20 protein-coding genes are annotated in these 23,824 nt (G+C 62.5%); 16 read left to right on the top strand and 4 right to left on the bottom strand.

What is annotated here, in order from left to right:
- Positions 1-71: 71 nt before the first annotated feature.
- Positions 72-1,961 carry a molecular chaperone HtpG gene (gene htpG, locus PJE01S_RS00520; protein WP_068831187.1) on the bottom strand — a complete coding sequence of 630 codons (1,890 nt, stop codon included), beginning with the start codon at positions 1,959-1,961 and terminating at the stop codon, positions 72-74.
- Positions 1,962-2,645: 684 nt separating this feature from the next.
- On the opposite strand from htpG, the gene PJE01S_RS00515 reads away from it, so the two are divergent.
- The 6 genes from PJE01S_RS00515 to PJE01S_RS00490 all read left to right on the top strand — a co-directional run bounded on the left by PJE01S_RS00515 (position 2,646) and on the right by PJE01S_RS00490 (position 9,089).
- Positions 2,646-3,113 carry a Csu type fimbrial protein gene (locus tag PJE01S_RS00515; protein WP_068831186.1) on the top strand — a complete coding sequence of 156 codons (468 nt, stop codon included), beginning with the start codon at positions 2,646-2,648 and terminating at the stop codon, positions 3,111-3,113.
- A 24-nt stretch (positions 3,114-3,137) separates the two neighbouring features.
- A complete protein-coding gene (locus PJE01S_RS00510) occupies positions 3,138-3,683 on the top strand; it encodes a hypothetical protein (RefSeq protein ID WP_245660510.1) in 546 nt (181 codons plus the stop codon).
- Positions 3,684-3,685: 2 nt separating this feature from the next.
- Entirely contained in the window at positions 3,686-4,417 is a 732-nt protein-coding gene (locus PJE01S_RS00505) for a fimbrial biogenesis chaperone (RefSeq protein WP_068831185.1), read from the top strand.
- Positions 4,418-4,509: 92 nt separating this feature from the next.
- A complete protein-coding gene (locus PJE01S_RS00500; RefSeq protein WP_245660508.1) occupies positions 4,510-6,837 on the top strand; it encodes a fimbria/pilus outer membrane usher protein in 2,328 nt (775 codons plus the stop codon).
- Positions 6,838-7,161: 324 nt separating this feature from the next.
- Positions 7,162-8,067: a spore coat protein U domain-containing protein gene (locus PJE01S_RS24935; protein ID WP_157090181.1), complete on the top strand. Its 906-nt coding sequence runs from the start codon at positions 7,162-7,164 to the stop codon at positions 8,065-8,067.
- A gap of 650 nt (positions 8,068-8,717) precedes the next feature.
- Positions 8,718-9,089 carry a hypothetical protein gene (locus tag PJE01S_RS00490; RefSeq protein ID WP_068831182.1) on the top strand — a complete coding sequence of 124 codons (372 nt, stop codon included), beginning with the start codon at positions 8,718-8,720 and terminating at the stop codon, positions 9,087-9,089.
- A gap of 90 nt (positions 9,090-9,179) precedes the next feature.
- Here PJE01S_RS00490 and PJE01S_RS00485 read toward each other — a convergent pair whose 3' ends face one another.
- On the bottom strand, positions 9,180-10,010 hold the full coding sequence (locus tag PJE01S_RS00485) for a pseudouridine synthase (protein ID WP_068831181.1): 831 nt from the start codon (positions 10,008-10,010) through the stop codon (positions 9,180-9,182).
- Between the two features lie 342 nt (positions 10,011-10,352).
- Positions 10,353-11,078, bottom strand: coding sequence for a Crp/Fnr family transcriptional regulator (locus PJE01S_RS00480; RefSeq protein ID WP_068831180.1), 726 nt, complete (start codon positions 11,076-11,078; stop codon positions 10,353-10,355).
- Between the two features lie 194 nt (positions 11,079-11,272).
- Between PJE01S_RS00480 and PJE01S_RS00475 the strand changes: the two genes are divergently transcribed.
- The 9 genes from PJE01S_RS00475 to PJE01S_RS00435 all read left to right on the top strand — a co-directional run bounded on the left by PJE01S_RS00475 (position 11,273) and on the right by PJE01S_RS00435 (position 22,396).
- Positions 11,273-13,219, top strand: coding sequence for an AMP-dependent synthetase/ligase (locus tag PJE01S_RS00475; RefSeq protein ID WP_068831179.1), 1,947 nt, complete (start codon positions 11,273-11,275; stop codon positions 13,217-13,219).
- Positions 13,216-14,097 (top strand): ABC transporter ATP-binding protein, encoded by an 882-nt coding sequence (locus PJE01S_RS00470; protein WP_245660506.1) that lies wholly within the window; start codon positions 13,216-13,218, stop codon positions 14,095-14,097. Before PJE01S_RS00475 ends, PJE01S_RS00470 begins: the two co-directional genes overlap by 4 nt.
- A 121-nt stretch (positions 14,098-14,218) precedes the next feature.
- Entirely contained in the window at positions 14,219-15,148 is a 930-nt protein-coding gene (locus tag PJE01S_RS00465) for a branched-chain amino acid ABC transporter permease (protein WP_068831178.1), read from the top strand.
- 128 nt (positions 15,149-15,276) lie between these two features.
- Positions 15,277-16,353, top strand: coding sequence for a branched-chain amino acid ABC transporter permease (locus PJE01S_RS00460; protein WP_068831177.1), 1,077 nt, complete (start codon positions 15,277-15,279; stop codon positions 16,351-16,353).
- Positions 16,354-16,449: 96 nt separating this feature from the next.
- Positions 16,450-17,781, top strand: a complete 1,332-nt coding sequence (locus PJE01S_RS00455) for an ABC transporter substrate-binding protein (RefSeq protein ID WP_068831176.1) — start codon at positions 16,450-16,452, stop codon at positions 17,779-17,781.
- A 116-nt stretch (positions 17,782-17,897) separates the two neighbouring features.
- Positions 17,898-18,713: an ABC transporter ATP-binding protein gene (locus PJE01S_RS00450; RefSeq protein WP_068831175.1), complete on the top strand. Its 816-nt coding sequence runs from the start codon at positions 17,898-17,900 to the stop codon at positions 18,711-18,713.
- Between the two features lie 168 nt (positions 18,714-18,881).
- A complete protein-coding gene (locus PJE01S_RS00445; protein WP_068831174.1) occupies positions 18,882-20,135 on the top strand; it encodes a phenylacetate--CoA ligase family protein in 1,254 nt (417 codons plus the stop codon).
- A 119-nt stretch (positions 20,136-20,254) separates the two neighbouring features.
- On the top strand, positions 20,255-21,241 hold the full coding sequence (locus PJE01S_RS00440) for a tripartite tricarboxylate transporter substrate-binding protein (protein WP_068831173.1): 987 nt from the start codon (positions 20,255-20,257) through the stop codon (positions 21,239-21,241).
- A 189-nt stretch (positions 21,242-21,430) separates the two neighbouring features.
- Complete coding sequence (locus PJE01S_RS00435; protein WP_245660549.1) at positions 21,431-22,396, top strand: Bug family tripartite tricarboxylate transporter substrate binding protein; 966 nt, start codon at positions 21,431-21,433, stop codon at positions 22,394-22,396.
- Positions 22,397-22,507: 111 nt separating this feature from the next.
- Here the strand turns inward: PJE01S_RS00435 and PJE01S_RS00430 are convergent, their stop codons facing one another.
- A complete protein-coding gene (locus PJE01S_RS00430) occupies positions 22,508-22,840 on the bottom strand; it encodes a DUF1840 domain-containing protein (protein ID WP_068831171.1) in 333 nt (110 codons plus the stop codon).
- A gap of 228 nt (positions 22,841-23,068) precedes the next feature.
- On the opposite strand from PJE01S_RS00430, the gene PJE01S_RS00425 reads away from it, so the two are divergent.
- A complete protein-coding gene (locus PJE01S_RS00425; RefSeq protein ID WP_068831170.1) occupies positions 23,069-23,818 on the top strand; it encodes a 2OG-Fe dioxygenase family protein in 750 nt (249 codons plus the stop codon).
- The last annotated feature ends 6 nt before the right edge of the window (positions 23,819-23,824 follow it).

The raw sequence follows: 23,824 nt of genomic DNA, 5'->3' as shown, positions 1-23,824 counted from the left end.
GAGCCACTTTTTGTCATAAAAAAGGGCCCCGAAGGGCCCTGGTGATTGTGTGCCTGCCGACCGGCTAAAAACTACAGCAGCAAGGCGTTCACTCGCCTGACGTAAGCCGCCGGGTCTTGCGGCATGCCGCCTTCGGCCAGCAAGGCCTGATCAAACAGGATGTGGGCCAGGTCGTCAAAATTCGCGGATTCGGCGCTGGCTTCCAGCTTCTTGACCAGCGGATGCTGGGCATTCACTTCCAGGATGGGCTTGACTTCGGGCACGGCCTGGCCGGCCTGTTTCAGCAGGCGGGCCAGCTGGGTCGACATGTCGCCGTCCTGCACCACCAGGCAGGCCGCGGAGTCCACCAGGCGCGTCGTCGCGCGCACATCCTTGGCCTTGTCCTTGAGGACTTCCTTCAGCTTGTCGAGAATGGGCTTGAACTGGGTCTGCGCTTCTTCGGCGGCCTTTTTCTCGTCCTCGTCCTGCAGCTTGCCCAGATCCACAGCGCCCTTGGCGACGGACTGCAGCGGCGTGCCGTCGAATTCGTTCAGATAATTCAGCGCCCACTCGTCCACGCGGTCGGCCATCAGCAGCACTTCGATGCCCTTCTTGCGGAAGATCTCCAGCTGCGGGCTGTTTTTGGCGGCGGCCAGGGTATCCGCGGTGATGTAGTAAATCGCGTCCTGGCCTTCCTTCATGCGGGCCTTGTAATCGGCAAGGCTCACCGTGGTCGTGTCGGTGGTCGAGCTGGCAAAGCGCAGCAGCTTGGCCAGGCGCTCGCGGTTGGCAAAGTCCTCGCCCAGGCCTTCCTTGAGCACGGCGCCAAATTCGGCGTAAAAGGTTTTGAACTTCCCGGCGTCGTTGGCGGCCAGGTCTTCGATCATGGACAGCACGCGGCGCGTATTGCCTTCGCGAATCGCCTTCACGGCGCGGCTTTCCTGCAGCAGCTCGCGCGACACATTCAGCGGCAGGTCGGCCGAATCCACCACACCCTTCACAAATCGAAGATAGGTCGGCATCAGTGCCTGCGCATCGTCCATGATGAAGACGCGCTTGACGTAGAGCTTCACGCCCGCCGCCTTGTCGCGGTTGAACATGTCCATGGGCGCCTTGGCCGGGATGAACAGCAGCTGCGTGTACTCGGTGGCGCCTTCCACCCGGTTGTGGGTAGTCGCCAGCGGCGCTTCGCTGTCGTAGCTGATCTGCTTGTAGAACTCGTCGTAGTGTTCCTGCGTGATGTCTTTTTTGGACCGCGTCCAGAGGGCCGCCGCCTGGTTCACGGTTTCCCACTCGCCGGTGGTGACCATCTCGCCGGGCTGGTCGTTCTCGCCCTCTTTCCACTCCTCCTTGGGCATCAGGATGGGCAGCGAGATGTGGTCGGAGTATTTGTTGATGATGCCCTTGAGCTTCCAGGCATTCAGGTACTCGGTGGCGTCGTCCTTCAGGTGCAGGATGATGCTGGTGCCGCGCTCGGCGCGCTCGATCTCGCCGACCTCAAACTCTCCCGTGCCATCGCTGACCCAGCGCACGCCCTGGGCGGCAGGCAGGCCGGCGCGCCGGCTTTCCACGGTGATCTTGTCGGCGACGATGAAGCCCGAATAGAAACCCACGCCGAACTGGCCAATCAGCTGCGCGTCATTCTTCTGGTCGCCCGACAGCTTGGCCATGAAGTCGCGCGTGCCGCTCTTGGCAATCGTGCCGAGGTGCTCAATCGCTTCCTGCTGCGACATGCCGATGCCGTTGTCGGTGATGGTCAGGGTACGGGCGGCCTTGTCAAAGCTCACGCGCACCTTGAGCTCGGCATCGCCTTCATACAGGCCGGCGTCATTGAGCGACTCAAAACGCAGCTTGTCGCAGGCATCCGAGGCATTGGAGATCAGCTCGCGCAGGAAGATTTCGGGGTTGGAGTACAGCGAATGGGTGACCAGCTTCAGCAGCTGGGCGACTTCGGCCTGGAAAGCGAGGGTTTGTTTTTGCATGGAGTACGGAATGTGGAGGGGATAAGTTTTTCAAAGAGCGGAACCCACCCGAAATAGGGACAGTGCCGCAACTTGTCAAGGCTGGATTATGCGCAACAGGCGCCTGCCGTTTGACGCCCCCCGCCTTGAAGGGCGCCCATGGCGCTGGTGCGGGCCCTTGCCGGTGTGGCCGATGAGGGGCTGTTAAGGCCGGGCCGGTCGCCACCACGGCAGCGTGGAGCGCGGAGCGTCGCGCCGGCCGGCCCTGGGGTTTTGATAAAACAGCCAAAGACCCAATAAATACGGCGCCAACAAGCTATCACAAGCATAGCAACCAAGCTGCAGCTCAGTGGCCGAATGACCTCAAAACACCTTCACCGCGCGAGTGCCGGCGCAGTTGGCGGACGCCTTCGGCCCAAAAGAACAGGGTTTGTTTTTGCAAGGTTGCAACAAATATGTATCAATGAAGTTACAAAACCCAAAAGAGCGAGCCAAAAAGAAAAGCTCATTTACAATTCAACACCTTCAGCCGCCTCGCCTTGATTTGAAAAAAATCAATGATTTCAATGGCAAGTCGTGACAAATTACCGACTTCTCAAACCTTGGAGTGCCCGACTACTGTTCAATCCCGCAACTCTTGGTTACATTCAAATCACACATAAATCGATTACTTACATTTCCTCCTCAACTCACCTGGAGATCATCATGAAAAAACTACTTACCCTTCTGGCCCTGGCACTGATTAGCGTTGCCACCCTGCCCGTCCAGGCCGCTACTGCGACTGGCAACTTCGACGTTACCGTCAACTTGACGCCGAAATGCGAGATCACCACGACGCCAGGCAATTTGTCGGTCAATTACACGTCTTTTCAGACCACCGATGCGACCAACTCCACCGATTTCGCGGTACGTTGCACCAACACCCTTGGCTACTCAATGGCACTGAGCTCGACTTCGGGCACACTGGTGGGCCTCGACTACACCCTGGCTATTCGTAACGCTGGAGATACGGCCAATGCCAGCACTGGAACAGGCGCGGGAACTACCGCGACCAGCTATAAAATCAAGGCTACAGTGGCCAAGGACCAGTCTGGCACCTGCAGCACGGCACAAACCTCCCCAACCGTTTGTACCGCCACCGACTCCGCTCGCACGCTGACCATCACGTACTAATCGACTCGCTGTTGGCCCACACCCATGCGCCGCAACCTCGTCCTAGGCGTTTCTTTGCTGCTTGTGGCTGCGGCCAGCTTTGCGGGCAGTGCGAACGGACAATTCAGCGTGCAAATCACGCTGAACAGCGCGGGTACCTCCAACAACGACAGCTGTGTCAGCGCCACCAGTTCAGCCACCGGCAGTTCTTCGGTGCAGGTGCGCTGCTCGGCCAATGTCTTTGTCAATATTGCGCCGGTCGATACCCTGGGCTCTGTCAGATTCCTGTCGGGTTTTCGGCCGGCCAGGGACTCCTTGCTGCCTGACTACTGCCGCAGTGAAATTTCACGTGACGACCGGGCGGCAAGCATGGCCTGCCGTCTGGATGACCAGCAGGCCTTGAGCGCCAGCAATGAAGCCGGCGACGGGTGGAAAGTTGAGAGCCGGCTGTACGCCGTGAACACGGACGGCGAAGCCGCGCAAACCCAGGCCCGGTTGCGCCAGCAGGATGACCGCGGCTTGCTGACGGCCCTGCGGATTGCCCGGGTCGACGGCCGGTCGGGGCCGGTAGAGATGCTGGTATCCTTTTAAGGATGAACACTCCACAGCGCCACCGCCACCTCGTCACCTGCGTCCTTCTGCTGGGACTCCTGGCGCCCTGGCAAATAACTACAGCCGGTGTTTTTTCCGTGACGCCCGTGCGGCTGTACATGTCGCCACGCGACCGCGCGATTGCCGTGACGCTGACCAACGAAGCCGAGACCGAAGTGGTGTTGCAAGCCGACATCAACACCTGGAACCAAAAGCCGGACGGGACCGATGAACTGGTGCTGACCGAAGACCTGATTCTGGCTCCCCCCATCATCAAACTCGCGCCCAAGGCGCGCCAGGTGGTGCGGCTGGCGCTGCTCAAGCCGGCCGATGCCAGCCGTCAGCTGACCTACCGCATGATCATTCGCGAAGTGCCGGAAGCCCAGCCGGCCTCGGGCATCCAGGTGCCGATTGCCCTGGCCCTGAGCATGCCGGTTTTTATCACCCCCCCGGCAGCCAAACGCGAAATGAACTGCGCCGCCCAGCGGGCAGATACCAAGACCGTCAATCTGCAGTGCAGCAACACCGGCACGGCCTACGCCCAGATTCGTGAAGCGTCCCTTTTGCGTGACAAGCAGCCGCTGGCCCGCTTTGAGGGCGGCAGCTACATCCTGCCGGGCGCCAGCAAAACCGTCAGCCTCATGGGCGAGAAAGCCGTCGCGGCCGGTGACGCGCAACTGGTTGTGACCTTTGACGACGGACAAAGCCTGACCACCAGCATCACCCTGCCTTGAACTGGCACTAGCGACTTATGACGCGGAGGTGTGGATGGACGCTACAAAAGCATCTCCTGGCCCTTGCCATTGCAGGCTTGGGCTGCGGTACGGTGGCACAAGCCCAGACCGCGCCTGCCTCTAGCCCGCCGGCCCCGGCCCGCGGGGCGAATGACCGCCTGCTGCCGCTGGATGTGTTCATCAACAGCACCAAGGGTGGCGTCTGGACCCTGCTGGAGCGCAACGGCGTTTTGTATGCGCCAGCCGACGCTTTTGAAGAGTGGCGCCTGAACCACCAGCCCAGTGCGCAGGACATCCAGTTTCAGGGGCAGCCGTGGTACCCGCTGTCGGCCATTCCCGGATTTGAGGCCAGGCTCAATTTTGCCAACCAGTCGGTGGACCTGGTGTTTTCTCCGTCGGCCTTCAACGCGGTGCGCCTGACACAGGAAGCCACCTTGCGTCCCCCGCTGTCGCCCACGATTCCGGCGGCATTTGCCAACTACGACCTGAACTACACCATCAGCCGCAGCCGCAACCCCGGCGGCGTGGCGGATGCCCGGGACCTGGGCGCGCTGACCGAGTTGGGCTTGTCGGGGCAATGGGGTTTGCTGACCAGCAGCTATGTGGGCCGCAACCTGATCAGCCAGGACCCCAGCCTCAGCGCCTCCTGGCGGCGGCTTGAAACCACCTACACCCGGAATTTTCTGGACACTACCAGCACGCTGCGCCTGGGGGACAGCACCACACGCACCGGCATCTCGGGGCGCTCGGTTTACTTCGGCGGGGTGCAGTTCGCCAAGAACTTTTCCCTGCAGCCTGGCTTCATCACCCGGCCGATTCCCACGGTGACTGGCTTGTCTGCCGCGCCCAGCACGGTGGAGCTGTATGTCAATGACGCGCTGCGGCAAACCTCCAAGGTGCCCTCTGGGCCCTTCAGCATTGACAACTTTCCGGCATTGACCGGGTCCGGCGAAGCCCGGGTGGTGGTGCGCGACATCCTGGGCCGCGAGACCATCATCACCCAGCCGTTTTTCAGCAACGCCAATCTGCTGGAAGCCAATCTGAACGACTGGAGCTTTGAACTGGGAGCCATACGCAACAACCTGGGCACTGACAACGCCAACTACGGCCCCCGGTTTGTCTCAGGCCTCTGGCGCAAGGGCCTGAGCCAAAGCCTGACCGCCGAGGTCAACGGCGAATGGTCAAAGACCCTGAAACGTGGAGGACTGGGGGCCAGCTACGGGCTGCCCTTACAGATGCTGGGGCAAACCGCGCTGTCAGTGAGCCATAGCGACACCGGTGGCAGCGGCGGCAACTGGCTGGTCGGGGTCGAGCGCAGCGGCATGCGCCATGGCGTTTCGTTCAGCGCCCAAGGCGCGTCGCGCGGCTACCGGCAACTCGGCATCGACACCCAATCGCCCCTGCCGCGCCTGCAAACCACAGCCAGCTACAGTTACAGCAGCGACGATTTTGGGGCATTCAACCTGAGCCATGCCAGTTTTGACAACTACGACACCGGCCGACTCAACACCCTGAACCTGAGCTACACCGTGCGTCTGGGTGTCCGCAGCGCCCTGACCCTGAGCGCTACCAGGCTCAGCGGTACGACCTCCGGCACATCCATAGGCGCGTTTTTGATCGTGCCCCTGGAAAACCGCATCACGGTGGCTTCGGGAGTAACCACCCGAAGTGGCACTACCGAGAGTTACGTGAACGCCAGCCGAGCCCTGAGCGCGGAAACCGGCTGGGGCTGGCGAACGGCGCTGGGCTCACGCGCGGAAAGTGCCTACGCAGAGGGTGGCGCTTATTACCAGGGCACCAAAGGACTTTTCTCCGCAGACGTCAGCGATACAAAAAGCCAGCAGAATGTGCGGCTGGGTTTGATTGGTGGCCTGGTGGCGGCCGAAGGGCAGGTATTTGCCACACGCCGGGTGCAGGACAGCTTCGCGATTGTGGAGGTGCCGGGTTATGCCAATGTAGGCGTGGGCTTCCAGGGCAGCACGCTGACCCGCACCAACGCCGACGGCGTGGCCCTGCTGCCGCGTTTGCTGCCGTTCCAGCGCAACAGCGTGCGGCTGGACCCGACCGAGCTGCCCATCAGCGCCGAGCTCGATTCAATTGAACAGGAAGCCGTTCCGGCCCAGCGTAGCGCGGTCAAGATCACCTTCCCGGTTCGCTCGGGCCGTGGCGCCCTGATCCGCATTGTGTTCGATGACGGCGAGCCCGCGCCCGCCGGCGCAGAAATCGAACTGGTAGGCGACAAGAAAGAGTTTTTCGTCGCCCGGCGTGGCGAGGCTTTCGTTACGGGCCTGCAAACCGTGAACCGCCTGCGCCTGAAGTGGAACGGGGCAAGCTGCATGTTCAACGTGGAACTGCCACCCGGGAACCTGGAAGACATCACGCGGGTGGGCCCGGTCCGCTGCCAAGGGGTCAAGCAATGATCCCTATGAAGCCATGGCGTCTTGCCGCAGCGGTATTCCTTCACTTGTGTACCGCGCCAGACGGACACGGGTTTTCCGCCAAACTTCACGCTCAACGGCATCTGCGCCACCCAGTGCGGCCAAAATCAGTCCATGATCCGATTGGAGCCGCCTCTTGATCTATAGGGCGCGGCACGTTGAGGCTTTTGTCACGAGTTGGCGGGCGCTGAGCCACTTGCAGGGATTGAAAAATCGCAGCGTTCACGATACCGTTACAAGACGTTACCGCCATCATCTAAAAGCCATCACACATGCGCGGCCTGTGCGATGCAACGGAGTAACCCGATGACTGTTTCTTACGCATTACGCCTTGTGGCAGCCGCCTTGCTGTGCAGTTGGGCGCTGCAGGCCAACGCAGCCATCACCTGCACGCTCACGGCAACATCGGTCAACCTCAACTACGTCAACGGCCAGGGCTCCGATGCGACTGCCAGCGGCACGATCACAGTGAACTGCACGCGCTTGTCGACCGACCCGAACACGCAGACTTACTGGGTAGGTGTTAACCGTGGCTCAGCCGGGGCCTTGCGCGTCTTTCGCCACGGCGGCGGAGCGACCAGCCCCGACCGGCTCAATGTCAGCGTCCTCCGGAACAGCGACGGGAACAACTGGACCACCGTCGGAAGCGGGCGCGCGAACGGGACGCTGTCTTTCGGCGGGGCACTGAGTGCGAGCGCGCCGCTGACCTATGACTTTCTCGTGGCGGCGGGGCAAAGCAGTAAAACGGCGGGCATTTACGATGAAATATTTACCGCAAACCTGCAGCTGACTACAGCCGGCGCCAATGTCGCAACGGCGATCTTCGCGCCCACCGTCAGCATTACCGCCGCGTGTTTCGTGGGCCAGGTCGCCAGCGGCAACACGGCACCCGGGGCTATTTCGCCATCAACACTGACGCTGGCCTACACCTCGTTTGCGCCAACAAACCAGACCGCGACCATGAATTTCACGGTGGACTGCACGCGCAACACCACCTACACACTGGCACTCTCGCTGACCTCCGGCACGCTGCTGGGCTTGAACTACACATTGGCCTTGTCCCCATCAGGCGGCCCACCCGCCATTGTCGGCTCCGGTCTGGCCCAGCCCTACACGGTCACGGGCACCATTGCGGCCGGGCAGGCCGGCACTTGCGCGACAGGCACCTGCACCGCGACCAAGACTGGGGTAACGCTCACCGTCACCTACTAAACCGGCAGCACCTTCCATGTCGTCAGCCGCGCCAGTTGCTGCGCCACCTCTGACGACTGAGCAACTCCATATGGTTCATGCCTCAGGCGGTCGGCTGGATCTCAGACGTCATCACCCGCCCATGTGGAAGATCATGCTGAAGCTTGACGCGTTCCAGCCAAGCCAGGCGCCCTCCGCAACGATTTCTGATTGACCATCCCGGCCGCCAGTGGCCGCCTGCCTTTGTTGGCAGGCGCTGCAATGGGTGGGGTAACCAAGGTGCCGCGGCTCCTGCGGGCAAGCGACGCGGCAAACCTTGACGCGCATCCGGCGCGGACCTCAGTAAATCGTCAACAAGCGCCCGCAGGCCCAAACACGCGCCCGATTTACCACACGGCGTAACAGAAAAGAGAGCGGCCCCGGCAGCCCCGTGCTGGATCGCACCCGCGCCCGCCAAGCACCCAAGACGGGCCGAATTGCCTTCCAGGCGGATAGAAGCACGCCACGTCTTTCATTTTTATCAATCAAAAATAATTTACTTCTTAAATTAACCCTGATTCATTACTAAATCTCAACAAAAGAACAAAACACATACTTATTTGATATTGCACTGCCTTATCAATTTAACTACCATTTTTTTCATGTAGTGATGACCACAAGGAGCCAGCGCCATGCAAGCCTTCAAAACCGCCATGGTCATTCTTCTCGCCCAGTTGCTGGGGGTTGGCGGACTGGCCCACGCGGAAAGCACTTCGGGCTCTTTTGGCGTCACCATTGTGCTGCGCACTTTCAGCGAAGCAGCCACGGCCGATCACCGGTGCACCCACCGCAGGCAAGCCGAAGGGCAGGCCGGCACGCTGAGCATCAGCTGCCCGGCGACGGTGGACGTGCAGGCGATTGCCAGCGCTTTTGCCGGCAAAACCGGGCAATACCAGCGCATGGTGAATGGCGTGGCTGGTAAGCCTGATCACAGCCATCTTGCCGTGATGGCGGGTCAGCCCATGAACTCTGCGGACCCCATTGAGCTGACCATTTCATGGTGACGCCGCTCTGAATGGCTTGAATCCAGCGCCATTTCAGACGTTCAGAAACTGTGACGGGAATTAAATAGCCAGCGCTGTCGCTTGCGGGCGTTAAAACCGCTCGTGCGGCGCCAGGTAGCGCCACTGGCCAACCGGCAGGTGGCCGAGGTTGACGCGGCCGATCCGCACACGCTTGAGCCCGGTCACAAACAGGCCCACCTGCTCGCACATGCGGCGGATCTGGCGTTTTTTGCCTTCTTTCAGCACAAAGCGCAGTTGCTCAGGGTTTTGCCAGTCCACCTGCGCGGGCCGCAGCGCCTGCCCGTCCAGGCTCAGGCCGTGGCGCAGCAGGGCCAGTTTTTCGCGCGGGAAAATGGCCTGCACATTCACGGTTTCCGGGCCATAGCTGACGCGCACCAGGTACTCTTTTTCAATTTCGGAGTCTTCGCCTATCAGTTGCCGCGCCACGCGGCCGTCCTGCGTCAGCACCAGCAAGCCAATGGAGTCGATGTCGAGGCGGCCGGCCGGCGCCAGGCCGCGCAGCTGCTCATGGCCCCAGCGCATGCGGCTGTTGCATTCGCGCCAACGGTTTTGCGGCTGCACCAGCGCCACGGCGGGTTCATGCCCGTCTTCGGCCTGGCCGCTGACGTAGCCGACCGGCTTGTTGATCAGAATGGTGACCTGCTGGCGCTGCTGCTGCTCGGCCTGGCGGTCCACCTCGATGCGCGCATCGGCCGCCACGGGCTGACCCATCACGGCCGGGGCGCCATTCACGCGCACCCAGCCACGGGCGATCCAGTCGTCGGCTTCGCGGCGCGAACACAGCCCGAGTTCCGCCATGCGTTTGTTCAGGCGGATGGTGGCGGCAGGTTGGCCGGCGGGCGCGGCAGCTGCCTGCGAAGGCGTGGCCTTGTAACGGGGAGGGGACGACGGAGAAGTCATGCCGATTCAGATTCCAGTGTGTAGCGTTGTGAGACGGCGTGGTGCCAGCCTTGATTGTCGGTGATCCTGGCGGCCGGCATTTGCCCTCCAATGACCCGTTTTCGGGGCGCCGGCCCCTTGCTTTTTCGCCGCCGGTGCGCCTCATGAAAATCCGGCGTTCCCTGATAACTGTCCATTGACAGAGGAGGACTCATGAAATCAGCCCGACTGCTGCTGGCGCTTGTTGCGGGGGACTGGCTTTCGGGCGCGGCCGGGCGCAAAGCCAGAATTACTAGCCTGCGCCCGGCCGCGCCTGGTCGCCAGGGCTGCAGCTCACACTGCCGCTTTAACAACCAGGGGCTGTCAGGGCTGTGGCCCCCTGGCAAATACCTGCGAGCGCAAGGCCTCGGGCACAAGCACGCGCAGCCCGCCGTATTCCACCCGTATCATGCCCTGCGCCTCCAGTGAAGCCAGCGCCTCATTGACACGCTGGCGTGACAGCCCCACCAGATAGGCGAGTTCCTGCTGGGTGATGCGCAACACATCGCCCACGCCCGGGTACAGCACCGGATTGAACAGCGCGGCCAGGCTGCGCGCTACGCGCAGATCCGGATCGTTCATGCGGTCAATCTCGCGCGCGGAAATAAACTGCCCCAGGCGCTCATTGAGCTGGTTCATCACAAAGCGGTTAAAGCCGATCGAGTGATCCAGCAGCCAGTGAAAGCTGTCGACCGGCAAACCGGCCACCACGCTTTTGCGCAGCGCCTGGATGTTGTAGCGGTAGGGCTCGCGCTTGAGCGTCGTGCCTTCGCCAAACCAGCCGCCAGGCGGCAGGCCGGCGAAGGTCATGGTCATGCCCTGGGCATTGTCGGAACTCATCTTGAGCAGCCCCTCGATCACGCCGAACCAGTAGGTCACCGGTTTGCCGACACGGCAGACATAGTCGCCGGGCGCGGCATCGCCCACCAGCAACTCAGCCACCGCAAATGCGCGCTCATCGGGGCGCAGCAGGCGCAGCCACGGAATGCCTTGCAGCTCATCAGGCGTGGGCTTTCGGCGGCGCTGGTGGAGGGTCAGGTCAGTGGACATGGGGTCTCAAAGGAATGGAAGAAAGGGCGCCCTATCCGATAAACAGGTCCAACTCCGGGCACACCCCAGTAGGACTTACCCCGAAATTGTCGTTGCAATGACAAGATAACGTCAAATGCGGTCTTACCATGCGGCGCATACCAGCGGCTTTTTCTGAAAGAAGGCCGCACCAAAACTCGAGACAAGGACGCGGAATGCAGACCACTTTCCCCCGATTGCTGCTCAAACATGCGGCCGAGCGCCCGGACGCCGCGGCCATGCGCGAGAAAGAATACGGCATCTGGCAGGCGCACAGCTGGGCCGGCATGGCCACGCTGGTCGAGCACATTGCCTGCGGCCTGCACCAGGCCGGCCTGCAGCGTGGCGAGCACATGGCGGTGATAGGCGCCAACCGCCCGCGCCTTTATGCCACCATGCTGGCCGCGCAGTCGCTGGGCGCCATTCCGATTCCGCTGTACCAGGATGCCGTGGGCGCCGAATGCGTGTTTCCCATCACCAATGCCGACGTGCGCTTTGCCATGGTGGAAGACCAGGAGCAGGTCGACAAGCTGCTGGAAATCCGCGATCGCTGCCCGGACCTGGCTCACATCATTTTTGACGACCCGCGCGGCCTTCGCAACTACGACGAACCCGGCCTGATGTCGCTGGACCGGCTGCTCGAAGCCGGCCAGGCCTTGGCAGCAAGCCAGCCCGCCCTGTTCAAGGCGGAGGTCGACAAGGCCAGCCCCGACGACGTGGCCGCGATGTTTTTCACCTCCGGCACCACCGGCAACCCCAAGGGCGTGGTGCACACGCATGCGACCCTGCTGGACCGTGCGCAAGCCGGTGCCGACTTTGACCAGCTCACGGCCAACGAAGAAGTGCTGGCCTACCTCCCGCCGGCCTGGATAGGCCAGAACATCTTCAGCTACGCGCAGTGGCTGTGCTGCGGCTACGTGGTGAACTGCCCCGAAAGCGCCAGCACGGTGACGATTGACCTCAAGGAGGTCGGCCCGACCTATTACTTTGCGCCGCCGCGCATCTTTGAAGGCCTGCTGACCAGCGTGATGATCCGCATGGAGGACGCCGGGCGCGTCAAGCGCGGCATGTTCAACTATTTCATGGCGGTGGCCAAGCGCGTGGGGCCAGCCCGCATGGACGGCAAGCCGGTGGGCGCCCTGCAGGCCCTGCTGTACAGCGTAGGCAACCTGCTGGTATATGGCCCGCTGCGCAACAATCTGGGCTTTTCGCGCGTGCGCGTGGCCTACACCGCCGGCGAGGCCATTGGCCCGGACCTCTTTACGTTTTACCGCTCCATCGGCATCAACCTCAAGCAGCTTTACGGCTCCACCGAAACCGCCGTATTTGTCTGCCTGCAGCCCGACAACCAGGCGCGCGCCGACACCGTGGGCGTGCCCTGTCGGGGGGTGGAAATCAAGGTCGCCGACAACGGTGAAATCCTGGTCAAGTCCGCCGGACTGCTCAAGGAATATTACAAAAACCCTGCCGCCACCGCGGAAGTGCTGACCGCCGACGGCTGGTACCACACCAGCGACGCGGGCTTTCTGGACGCCAGCGGCCACCTCAAGATCATTGACCGGGTGAAGGACGTGGGCCGCATCAAGGGCGGCGCCAACGACGGCGCCCTGTTTGCGCCCAAATATGTCGAGAACAAGCTCAAGTTCTTCCCGCACATCAAGGAAGTCGTGGCCTACGGCGATGGCCGCGAGAAAGTCTGCGTCTTCATCAACATCGACTTTGACGCGGTGGGCAATTGGGCCGAAAGGCGCAACCTGCCTTATGCCGGCTACACCGACCTGGCGCAAAAGCCCGAGGTCTACCAGCTCGTCAAGGAGTGCGTCGAAAAGGTCAACGCCGACCTGAGCGCCGATGCCTTGCTGGCCGGCTCGCAGATCAGCCGCTTCCTGGTGCTGCACAAGGAGCTGGACGCCGATGACGGCGAACTGACCCGGACCAACAAGGTGCGCCGCGGTTTCATCGCCGAGAAATACCAGCCGCTGATTGACGCTTTGTACGGCGGCAAGACCGAGCAGTTCATTGAAACCGTGGTGAAGTTTGAAGACGGGCGCAGCGGCAGCGTGAGCGCGACCCTGAAGATTGCGGACACGAAAACATTTGCACCTGTGAAGGCGGTAGCATGAGCACCATTCCCCTGCGGACCGAGCCCGCTGAAATCATCGAACCGGCCACTGCGGCGCGGCTGGTCGAACAGACCAGCGCCAACCAGCCGATAGTCACGGCCAAGAAAATCGGCGAGGTCATCCTGGATATCAGCAATATCTCCTTGAGCTTCGGCGGCGTGAAGGCGCTGACGGATATCTCCTTCAATGTCAAGGAACACGAGATCCGCGCCATCATCGGCCCCAACGGCGCCGGCAAGAGCTCCATGCTCAACTGCATCAACGGCGTCTACTCACCGCAGCAGGGCTCGATTACCTTCCGCGGCCAGACCTTCAAGCACATGAACAGCCACCAGGTGGCCGTGATGGGTGTGGCCCGCACCTTCCAGAACCTGGCGCTGTTCAAGGGCATGAGCGTGCTCGACAACATCATGTCGGGCCGCAACCTCAAGATCAAAAGCAATCTGCTGCTGCAGGCGCTGCGCATCGGCCCCGCCGAAAAAGAGGAAATCAAACACCGCGAAGCGGTGGAACGCATCATCGACTTCCTCGAAATCCAGGCCTATCGCAAGACGCCTGTGGGGCAGCTGCCCTACGGCCTGCAAAAGCGCGTGGACCTGGGCCGGGCGCTCGCCATGGAGCCGCAGGTGCTGCTGCTCGACGAGCCCATGGCCGGCATGAACGTGGAGGAAAAACAAGACATGTGCCGCTTTGTGCTCGACGTGAACGACGAGTTCGGAACGACGGTGGTCTTGATCGAGCACGACATGGGCGTGGTCATGGACATTTCAGACCGCGTGGTGGTGCTGGACTACGGCAAAAAGATAGGCGACGGCACCCCTGACGAAGTACGCAACAACGAAGACGTGATCCGGGCTTACCTCGGCACCAGTCACTAATGAATATGACACACCCCTGTTGCGGACTCGCTTCGCGTAGCCGCCTCTCCCCTTGCAGGGGACGCCGCCTGCAGCCCGGCGAAGCCGGTTCTGCGGCCGCTGCTGGAAATTGGAGCATCTGATGGCATTTTTTTTGGAAACTTTGCTAGGCGGCCTGATGGCCGGCATGCTGTATTCACTGGTGGCACTGGGCTTTGTGCTGATCTTCAAGGCCTCGGGCGTTTTCAACTTCGCCCAGGGTGCAATGGTGCTGTTTGCCGCACTGGCCATGGCCAGGTTCTCTGAGTGGATTCCGCAGTGGACGGGCATCAACAGCCTGCTCTTGGCCAACGTGGCCGCCTTTGCGGTGGCGGGCGCCATCATGTTTGCGGTGGCCTGGCTGATCGAGCGCCTGGTGCTGAGCCACCTGGTCAACCAGGAAGGCGCAACGCTGCTGATGGCAACCCTGGGTATTGCCTATTTCCTGGAAGGCCTGGGCCAGACCCTTTTTGGCAGCAGCATTTACAAGATCGATATCGGCATGCCCAAAGAACCCATCTTTGTGCTGGAGTCGGCATTCCAGGGCGGCATCCTGATCAACAAGGAAGATCTCTACGCGGCCCTGATCGCAGCGCTGCTGGTCGCCCTGCTGAGCCTTTTTTTCCAGAAGACCTCCACCGGCCGGGCCTTGCGCGCCGTGGCCGATGACCACCAGGCCGCGCAGTCCATAGGCATTCCGCTGAACCGCATCTGGGTCATCGTCTGGTGCGTGGCAGGTGTTGTCGCGCTGGTCGCCGGAATGATCTGGGGCAGCAAGCTGGGCGTGCAGTTTTCACTGGCGACCGTGGCCCTGCGCGCCCTGCCGGTGGTGATTCTGGGTGGCCTGACCTCGGTACCGGGCGCCATCATTGGCGGCCTCATCATCGGCGTGGGCGAAAAACTCTCCGAGGTCTACCTCGGCCCCTTTGTCGGCGGTGGCATCGAGATCTGGTTTGCCTATGTGCTGGCGCTGGGCTTCCTGCTGTTCAGGCCGCAAGGCCTCTTCGGCGAAAAAATAATCGACCGCGTATGAAATACGAGATCAACCCGCGGGCGGGTCCTTCGCCGGATACGGCGAAGGATGATTTTTCAGTGCAGGCCAGCTTGCGCAGCAAGTTAAGCGCAGCGCGTCGTAGCTAAAAGATCAACGGAACATCCAACATGCTTTACAGAGAAAACGGCCAGTTCAAGACCACCTACCGGGCCGACCAGCAGATATTCCCCATCCTGCAGGACCGCATCGTCATCGGTCTGCTTCTGCTTTTCGCATTTGTGGCGGTGCCGCTGCTGGCCAGCGACTACCTCTTTCGCGCCATCCTGATTCCCTTCCTGATCATTTCACTGGCCGCACTGGGCGTGAATATCCTGGTCGGCTATTGCGGCCAGATCTCGTTGGGCTCGGGGGCCTTCATGGCCGTGGGGGCCTATGGCGCCTACAACTTCTTCGTGCGCATGCCCGGCCTGCCGCTGATTCCGGCGCTGATTCTGGGCGGGCTGTGCGCCACCTTCTTCGGCATCCTGTTTGGCCTGCCCAGCCTGCGCGTCAAGGGCCTGTACCTGGCGGTGGCAACACTGGCCGCACAATTTTTCAGCGACTGGATGTTTCTTCGCATCAAGTGGTTCACCAACGACTCGCCATCGGGCTCCATCTCGGTGACCGGGCTGCAGGTGTTTGGCTTGCCGATTGAAGGCGCGCACAGCAAGTACTGGCTGTGCCTGTCGATTCTGGTGGTGATAGCGCTGCTGGCCAAGAACCTGGTGCGCGGCGCGATCGGCCGCGAGTGGATGGCGATTCGCGACATGGACGTGGCCGCCGCCGTCATTGGCATCCGGCCCATGTACGCCAAACTCAGCGCCTTTGCGGTCAGCTCCTTCATCATCGGCATGGCCGGCGCGCTCTGGGGCTTTGTGCATCTGGGCGCCTGGGAGCCCGCGGCCTTTTCGGTGGACTTCTCCTTCCGCCTGCTGTTCATGGTGATCATAGGCGGGCTGGGCTCAATCCTGGGTGGATTTCTCGGTGCGGCCTTCATCACCGTGCTGCCGATTGCGCTGAGCCAGGCACTGCCCGCGCTGGCGGGCCTGGCCGGCATAGAGATTTCAACGGCGGGGGTCTCCCATGCCGAGCTGATGATTTTTGGCGGCCTGATTGTCTGGTTCCTGATCGTGGAACCACACGGTCTGGCCAAGCTGTGGTCCACGGCCAAGCAGAAGCTGCGCCTGTGGCCCTTTCCTCATTGAAGCCCAGGCGCGTCCCGGGGCTTGCGCGCTGATTCAGGTGTCTGTTTTCGAGATCGGTTTTTCAGGTGCTTTGCTTTTAACTTTCAGGAGACAACCATGAAGATTCGAGATTTGATTCTGGCCGTGGCTGCCATCGCCGCCGGCGCTTCGGCCATGCTGACGACCAGCGCCTGGGCGCAGGCCAAGGAGCAGTTCTTCCCACTGCTGTCTTACCGCACCGGCCCCTATGCGCCCAACGGCGTGCCCTGGGCCAACGGCAAGCAGGACTACCTCAAGATGGTCAATGCTCGCGACGGCGGCATCAACGGTGTGAAGCTGACCTACGAGGAATGCGAAACCGGCTACGCCACCGACCGAGGCGTGGAATGCTACGAGCGCCTGAAGGGCCGCCCGGGCGTTGCGATTTTCGACCCGCAGGCCACCGGCATCACCTTTGCGCTGACCGAAAAAGTACCCACGGACAAAGTCCCCCTGATCACGCTGGGCTATGGCCTCTCCGTTTCGCAGGACGGCCAGGCCTTCAAATGGAACTTCCCGCTGATGGGCAGTTACTGGACCGGCGCCGACATCCTGATCCAGCACATCGGCCAGAAGGAAGGCGGCCTCGACAAGCTCAAGGGCAAGAAGATCACGCTGGTCTACCACGACTCCCCCTTTGGCAAGGAGCCCATCCCGCTGCTGCAGGAGCGCGCCAGGATGCATGGCTTTGACCTGCAGCTGATTCCCGTCACGGCGCCCGGTGTCGAGCAGAAATCGGCCTGGCTGCAGGTGCGCCAGACCCGGCCGGACTACGTGCTGCTGTGGGGCTGGGGCGTGATGAATTCGACGGCGCTCAAGGAAGCGCAGGCCACCGGCTATCCGCGCGACAAGATGTATGGCGTGTGGTGGGCCGGTGCCGAGCCCGACGTCAAGGACGTGGGCGAAGGCGCCAAGGGTTACCACGCCCTGGCGCTCAACACCTCCGGCCAGCAGCCCAAGGTCATTCAGGACATCCTGAAATATGTGCACGAAAAGGGCCAGGGCACCGGCCCCAAGGATGAAGTCGGCCAGGTGCTGTACACCCGCGGCGTGATCATCCAGATGCTGAGCATCGAGGCCGTGCGCCGGGCCCAGGAACGCTTTGGCAAGGGCAAGGTCATGACCGGCGAGCAGGTTCGCTGGGGCATGGAAAACCTGGCGCTGGACCAGAAGCGGTTGGACGCGCTGGGCTTCGCGGGCATCATGCGCCCGCTGTCCACATCCTGCTCTGACCACATGGGCTCGACCTGGGCACGCGTGCAGACCTGGAACGGCAGCAAGTGGGAGTTCAGCTCCGACTTCATTCAGGCGGACGAGCAAATCCTCAAGCCCATGGTCAAGGCCGGTGCCGAAAAGTACATGGCCGACAAGAAGATGACCCGCCGCAACGCGGCCGACTGCCAAAGCTGACTCCCCCCGTGGCGGCGCTCAGCGCCGCCGCCCCCTCAAGGGGCGACACTGGCGCACCGGCAAAGCCGGGTGCGCGGTGTCCTGGCCTTGAAAACCCTCCACCGCTCATCGCAACCATGACACACGACTCCAGCCCCATCGTCTTAAACGTCAACGGCATCGAGGTCATCTACAACCATGTGATCCTCGTGCTCAAGGGCGTATCCCTGCAGGTGCCTGAAGGCCGCATCGTCGCCATCCTGGGCGGCAACGGCGCGGGCAAGACCACCACCTTGCGCGCCATCTCCAACCTGCTCAAGGGCGAACGCGGCGAGGTTACCAAGGGCTCCATCGAGTTGCGCGGCGAGCGCATCGAAAACCTGTCGCCGGCCGACCTGGTGCAGCGCGGCGTGGTGCAGGTGATGGAAGGACGGCACTGCTTTGCCCACCTGACCATTGAAGAAAACCTGTTCACAGGGTCCTACACCCGCCACAGCAAAAGCGAAATTGCCGCCAACCTGGAAAAGGTCTATACCTATTTTCCGCGCCTGAAAACCCGGCGCAGCTCGCAGGCGGCCTACACCTCGGGTGGCGAGCAGCAGATGTGCGCGATTGGCCGGGCGCTCATGGCCAATCCCTCCATGGTGCTGCTGGACGAACCCTCCATGGGCCTGGCGCCGCAGATTGTGGAAGAGGTTTTCAACATCGTGCAGGACCTGAACCAGAAAGAAAAAGTCACCTTCCTGCTGGCCGAGCAGAACACCAACATGGCGCTGAAATACGCCGACTATGGCTACATCATGGAAAGCGGCCGGGTCGTGATGGACGGCGCCGCCAGCGATCTGGCCAGCAACGAGGACGTGAAGGAGTTCTACCTCGGCGTGGGCGGCGGTGAACGCAAGAGCTTCAAGGACGTCAAGAGTTACAAGCGACGCAAGCGCTGGCTGGCATAGGGCCCCCACGCTCCGCCGCTGCGCGGGTCGCTTCCCCCCGAGGGGGCGCTGCGCCTGCGGCCCGGCAAAGCCGGTTCCGCGGCCCCTGCTGGTTTGAAATTCATCGCGCCTGGTCCGCCACTGCAATCTGATCGCACTGAGGTATTGACAAGATTTGGAAGATCTCAAATGACAACACATTACGACGCACTGGAAGTGCGAAGCCCTGCGCAACGCGAGGCCAGCCAGCTCGCCGCCCTGCCGCAGCAGATCGCCCACGCGCAGGCGCATGCGCCGGCCTTTGCCGCCATCTTGCAAGGGGTCGACGGCAGCACCATCCACTCACGCACGGCGCTGGCACGCCTGCCGGTCACCCGCAAGCACGAATTGCTGGCACGCCAGCAGGCCGAACGCCGGGCGGGCGGCGACCCGTTTGGCGGTTTCAGCGCGCTGCGCTACGGCGCTCTGATGCCGCACGTGTTTGCCAGCCCCGGCACGATTTACGAGCCCGAAGGCACGCGCAAGGACTACTGGCGCATGGCCCGGGCCATGCATGCCGCGGGTTTTCGCCCCGGCCAGCTGATCCACAACAGCTTCAGCTATCACTTCGTGCCGGCCGGCTCCATGATGGAAACCGGCGCGCATGCCCTGGGTTGCACCGTGTTTCCCGGCGGCACCGGGCAGACCGAGCAGCAGGTGCAGGCCATGGCCGAACTCAGGCCCGCCGGCTATATCGGCACGCCGAGCTTCCTGAAGATCATTGTCGAGAAAGCCGCCGAGATGAAGGTGGCGTTGCCCACCGTCACCCGGGCGCTGGTCTCGGGCGAGGCCTTTCCGCCCAGCCTGCGCGACTGGCTGGCCGAGCGCGGCATCGCCGGCTACCAGTGTTATGCGTCGGCCGACCTGGGCCTGATAGCCTACGAGACCGAAGCCCGCGAAGGGCTGGTGCTCGATGAAGGCGTGATCGTGGAAATTGTCCGCCCCGGCACCGGCGACCCGGTCGCCGAGGGCGAGGTGGGTGAACTCGTCGTGACCACGCTCAACCCCGACTACCCGCTAATCCGTTTTGGCACCGGCGACCTGTCGGCCGTGTTGCCCGGCGCCTGCCCGAGCGGACGCACCAATACCCGCATCAAGGGCTGGATGGGCCGGGCCGACCAGACCACCAAGGTGCGCGGCATGTTCGTGCATCCGGCCCAGGTGGCAGACATCGCCCGGCGTTTCCCCGAAGTCATCAAGGCGCGGCTGGTCGTCAGCGGCGAGATGGCCAACGACAGCATGACGCTCCAGGTCGAGGCGGCCTCTGCACCGGCCGGAATGGCGCAGCGCATCGGCGAAGCCATTCGCGATGTCACCAAGCTGCGCGGCACGGTGGAGCTGCTGGCGCCGGGCAGCCTGCCCAACGATGGCAAGGTGATAGAGGATGCCCGCAGCTACCAATAAGAAAGAAATAAGAAAGCGCAGCCAGGTCCCCATGGACGGGATTGCCCCTAAGTAGTTCCCGCGATGCGAGCGCAGAGGACCGCCCTTAAACTTCGCGGCTTCAATACAAGGAGATGCTCATGAAACGCCTGCTAGTCCTGGCTGCCGCAGCCACGGCCCTCTTCGCCGCCAGCGCCCAAACCTTCCCGGGCTCCAGGCCCATCACGTTGGTGGTGCCGTTTGCGGCCGGTGGCCCCACCGACCGCGTGGCGCGCGACCTGGCCGAAGCCATGCGCAAATCCATGGGTGGCGCCAATTTCGTGGTGGAAAACGTCAACGGCGCCGGTGGCACCATAGGCGCCAACAAGGTCGCCAAGGCGGCGCCTGACGGCCACACGCTGCTGCTGCACCACATCGGCATGGCGGCCGCACCCGGCCTGTACCGCAAGCTGCCCTACAAGCCCCTCGAGGACTTCGACTACCTGGGCATGATCAATGAAGTGCCGATGACCATCATTGGCAAACCCCAGCTGGCCGCCAACAACTACCGCGATCTTGAAAACTACATTCGCAACAACTCCGGCAAACTCAACATCGCCCACGCCGGCCTGGGTTCAGCCTCGCATCTGTGCGGGCTGATGTGGCAGGCGGCCATCAATGCCAAAGATGCCATGACCACCATTCCGTTTGGCGGCACGGCACCGGCCATGAACGCGCTGATGGGCGGCCAGGTCGACATGATGTGCGACCAGACCACCAACACCACCGGCCAGATTGAAGCCGGCCGCGTCAAGGCCTATGCGGTGACGACCGCCAGGCCGCTGAGCGGCAACAAGCTGCTCAAGGACTACCCCTCGCTGCAGGAAATGGGCCTGAAGAGCTTCAACCTGACGATCTGGCACGGCCTGTATGCCCCCAAGGGCACGCCGCCCGCCGCCCTGGCCCAGATCAATGCGGCGCTCAAGCTGGCACTGAAGGACCCCGACTTCATCAAGCGGCAGGAAGGCCTGGGCGCCGTGGTAGTCACTGACAATCGCGTCGAGCCGGCGGCCCACAAGGCTTTTGTGGCGGCCGAGATCGCCAAGCTCAAGCCGGTGATTGAAGCCGCCGGCAAATTCGCCGACTGACCAGCCCGGCCTTGACCGCCAAAGCCGCCCGGTGATTGCCGGGCGGCTTTTTTATGCCCGGATTAACCCTCTTGAAGAGCGGTTTGGCCAGGGCTATCGTTTTGCTGCCGCAGCGCCCATCACCCACCGGAGACCACCTTGACGCTCAATTTCAAACAAAATCGCCGCCTAGCCCTCGTCTACTCTGCGCTGGCAGCTATTATTTTTGCAGCAAATCCGGCCGCAGCCCAAAGCCCCTGGCCCGCCAGGCCGGTCAAGATCGTGGTGCCCTTCGCACCCGGCGGCACCACCGACATCCTGGCTCGCGCGATGGCGCCCGAACTCACCAAGGCCTTCGGCCAGCCCTTTTTGGTCGAGAACCGCGCCGGGGCCGGCGGCAACATTGGCGCCGACGTGGTGGCCAAGTCGGCGCCCGACGGCTACACCCTGCTGATGGGAACCGTCGGAACGCACGGCATCAACAAGTCGCTCTACAGCAAGATGACCTACGACCCGCAAAAAGACTTCGCCCCCATCACCCTGGTGGCGGGCGTGCCCAATGTGATGGTCGTCAACACCGAAAAAGCCCGGGCCGCCGGCATCAACAATGTGGCCGACTTCATCCGCGTGGCCAAGGCCAATCCGGGCAAGTTCAACATGGCGTCCAGCGGCAACGGCACCTCGATTCATCTGGCCGGGGAACTCTTCAAGACCATGAGCGGCACCTTCATGATCCACTTTCCCTATGGCGGCTCGGGCCCTGCCCTGTTGGCGCTGCTGGGCGGCGACATGGATGTGATGTTCGACAACCTGCCCTCGTCGATGGCGCTGATTAAATCGGGCAAGCTCAAGGCCCTGGCCGTGACCAGCTCGCAGCGCTCAGCGGTCTTGCCCGAGGTGCCGACGGTCGAGCAGGCGGGCGGCCCCGCGCTCAAGGGCTTTGAGGCCAGCTCCTGGTTTGGCCTGCTGGCGCCTGCCGGCACGCCGCCCGACATCGTCAGCCGCATCCAGCAGGAAGTCGCCAAGTCACTGAACACGCCGGCGATCAAGGAAAAGCTGCTGGCGCAGGGCGCCATCCCCAGTGGCAATACGCCCCAGCAGTTCAGCGCCTTCATCAACGCCGAGCACAAAAAATGGTCCCAGGTGGTGAAAGCCTCCGGCGCCAAGGTGGACTGATCTTCTTGCGGCCATGCCGCATGGCCCGCAGCCGGCCACAAAAAAGCCCCGGGGGCCGGGGCGTCTGATTCGTGGCGCGGGCGTCAGCCGGTCAGCTGAAAAGCGGCCAGGCTAAACGCCCCACACGACTTGGTGGCCGGCCTCCAGGTTGTGCTGCAGCATCTCGATAAAGGGCTGCGCGCGCTGGCGCAGCGCCACGGGATCGCCATGGCTGGGCAACTCATCCTCGCGTGCGGCGCCGGCCGGTTCGGCATAGCGCACCTTGTCCCTGGCCTCCTCGTCGGCAATGGCGGCTTTCAGCGCCGCAATCGCGGCGGCCATCTGTTCGGGCAGGATGATGCCCCTGGGCCCGGCCTCCTTGCCGATGATTTCCAGCATCTGGCGGCCATTGGGTTCCAGCATGATGACGTCGCCAATATCTTTTGATTTGAATTTGTAAAGCATTGCGGTTTCCTCTCGGTTAAAACAGCGATTTCATTATGAGCAGCTGTTAGAGGCATGTACATAGGCCGGGTTCACTTCTTTTTACCCGTCATTTTCCGCTGATGACTCACCCATAGCCCCTCAGGCCTCCCTCCTTTTTCGCCGCCTCGGGCTGACTTCCCGTGGCCGCCATTTCTGCGGACTTCACCGGGCCGGGCGGACGGCGGCGGGGTAAAGCAAAATAGATGCATGTTCAATATTGCCACTGCTCAAAAACCCGCCGACCAGGCGCTTCGCCAGGACGGCCTGAGCCTGCTTTACCCGGCCGACCTGACGGCCAGCCTTCAGCTCCCGACGCCGCAATGGACGGAAGGCTGGATGCAGCTGACCGACTCCTGGAACCGGCTGCCGCCCGACGCCCACCTCAAGGATGGCGGGGGTTACCGCAAGCGCCGTCATGCCTGCTACGTGCAGGAGTTTCCCGGCGGGACGCTGACCCAGACCCCGCACCGCGCCCACTGGCAACCCACCGAATACAACGCCCTGCATGGCGGCTTTGAACGCTGGTTTGACCCCATAGAGCCGGCCGTGGCCCAGGCGCCCGCCTGGACCGACTTGCTGGCCAGCTTCGGCAAGCTGTTTGCCCAGGTTCGGGCCGTGCCGCGCTGGCACATCGAAGCCCACCAGTTCCGCATCGATACCGCAGGCGGCGTGGGCCGGCCTACGCCTGAAGGCGCGCACCGCGACGGCGTGGACTTTGTGGTGGTGCTGATGGTCGCACGCCAGGGCGTGAAGGGCGGTGAAACCCGGGTGTTTGACGCTTTTGGGCCGCAGGGCGTGCGTTTTTTGATGCAGGAGCCCTTGACCGCCCTGCTGCTGGACGACGCCCGCCTGATTCACGAAACCACGCCCATTCTTCCGGCCGACGGCCACAGCGGAAGCGGCTTTCGGGACACCCTGGTGCTCACTTACCGCGCAGCAGGCTTTCAGGCGCCCTGAGCATCG

The sequence above is a fragment of the Polaromonas jejuensis NBRC 106434 genome (assembly GCF_001598235.1).
GTDB lineage: Bacteria > Pseudomonadota > Gammaproteobacteria > Burkholderiales > Burkholderiaceae_C > Polaromonas > Polaromonas jejuensis.
This window is presented reverse-complemented; position numbering and strand designations above follow the sequence as displayed.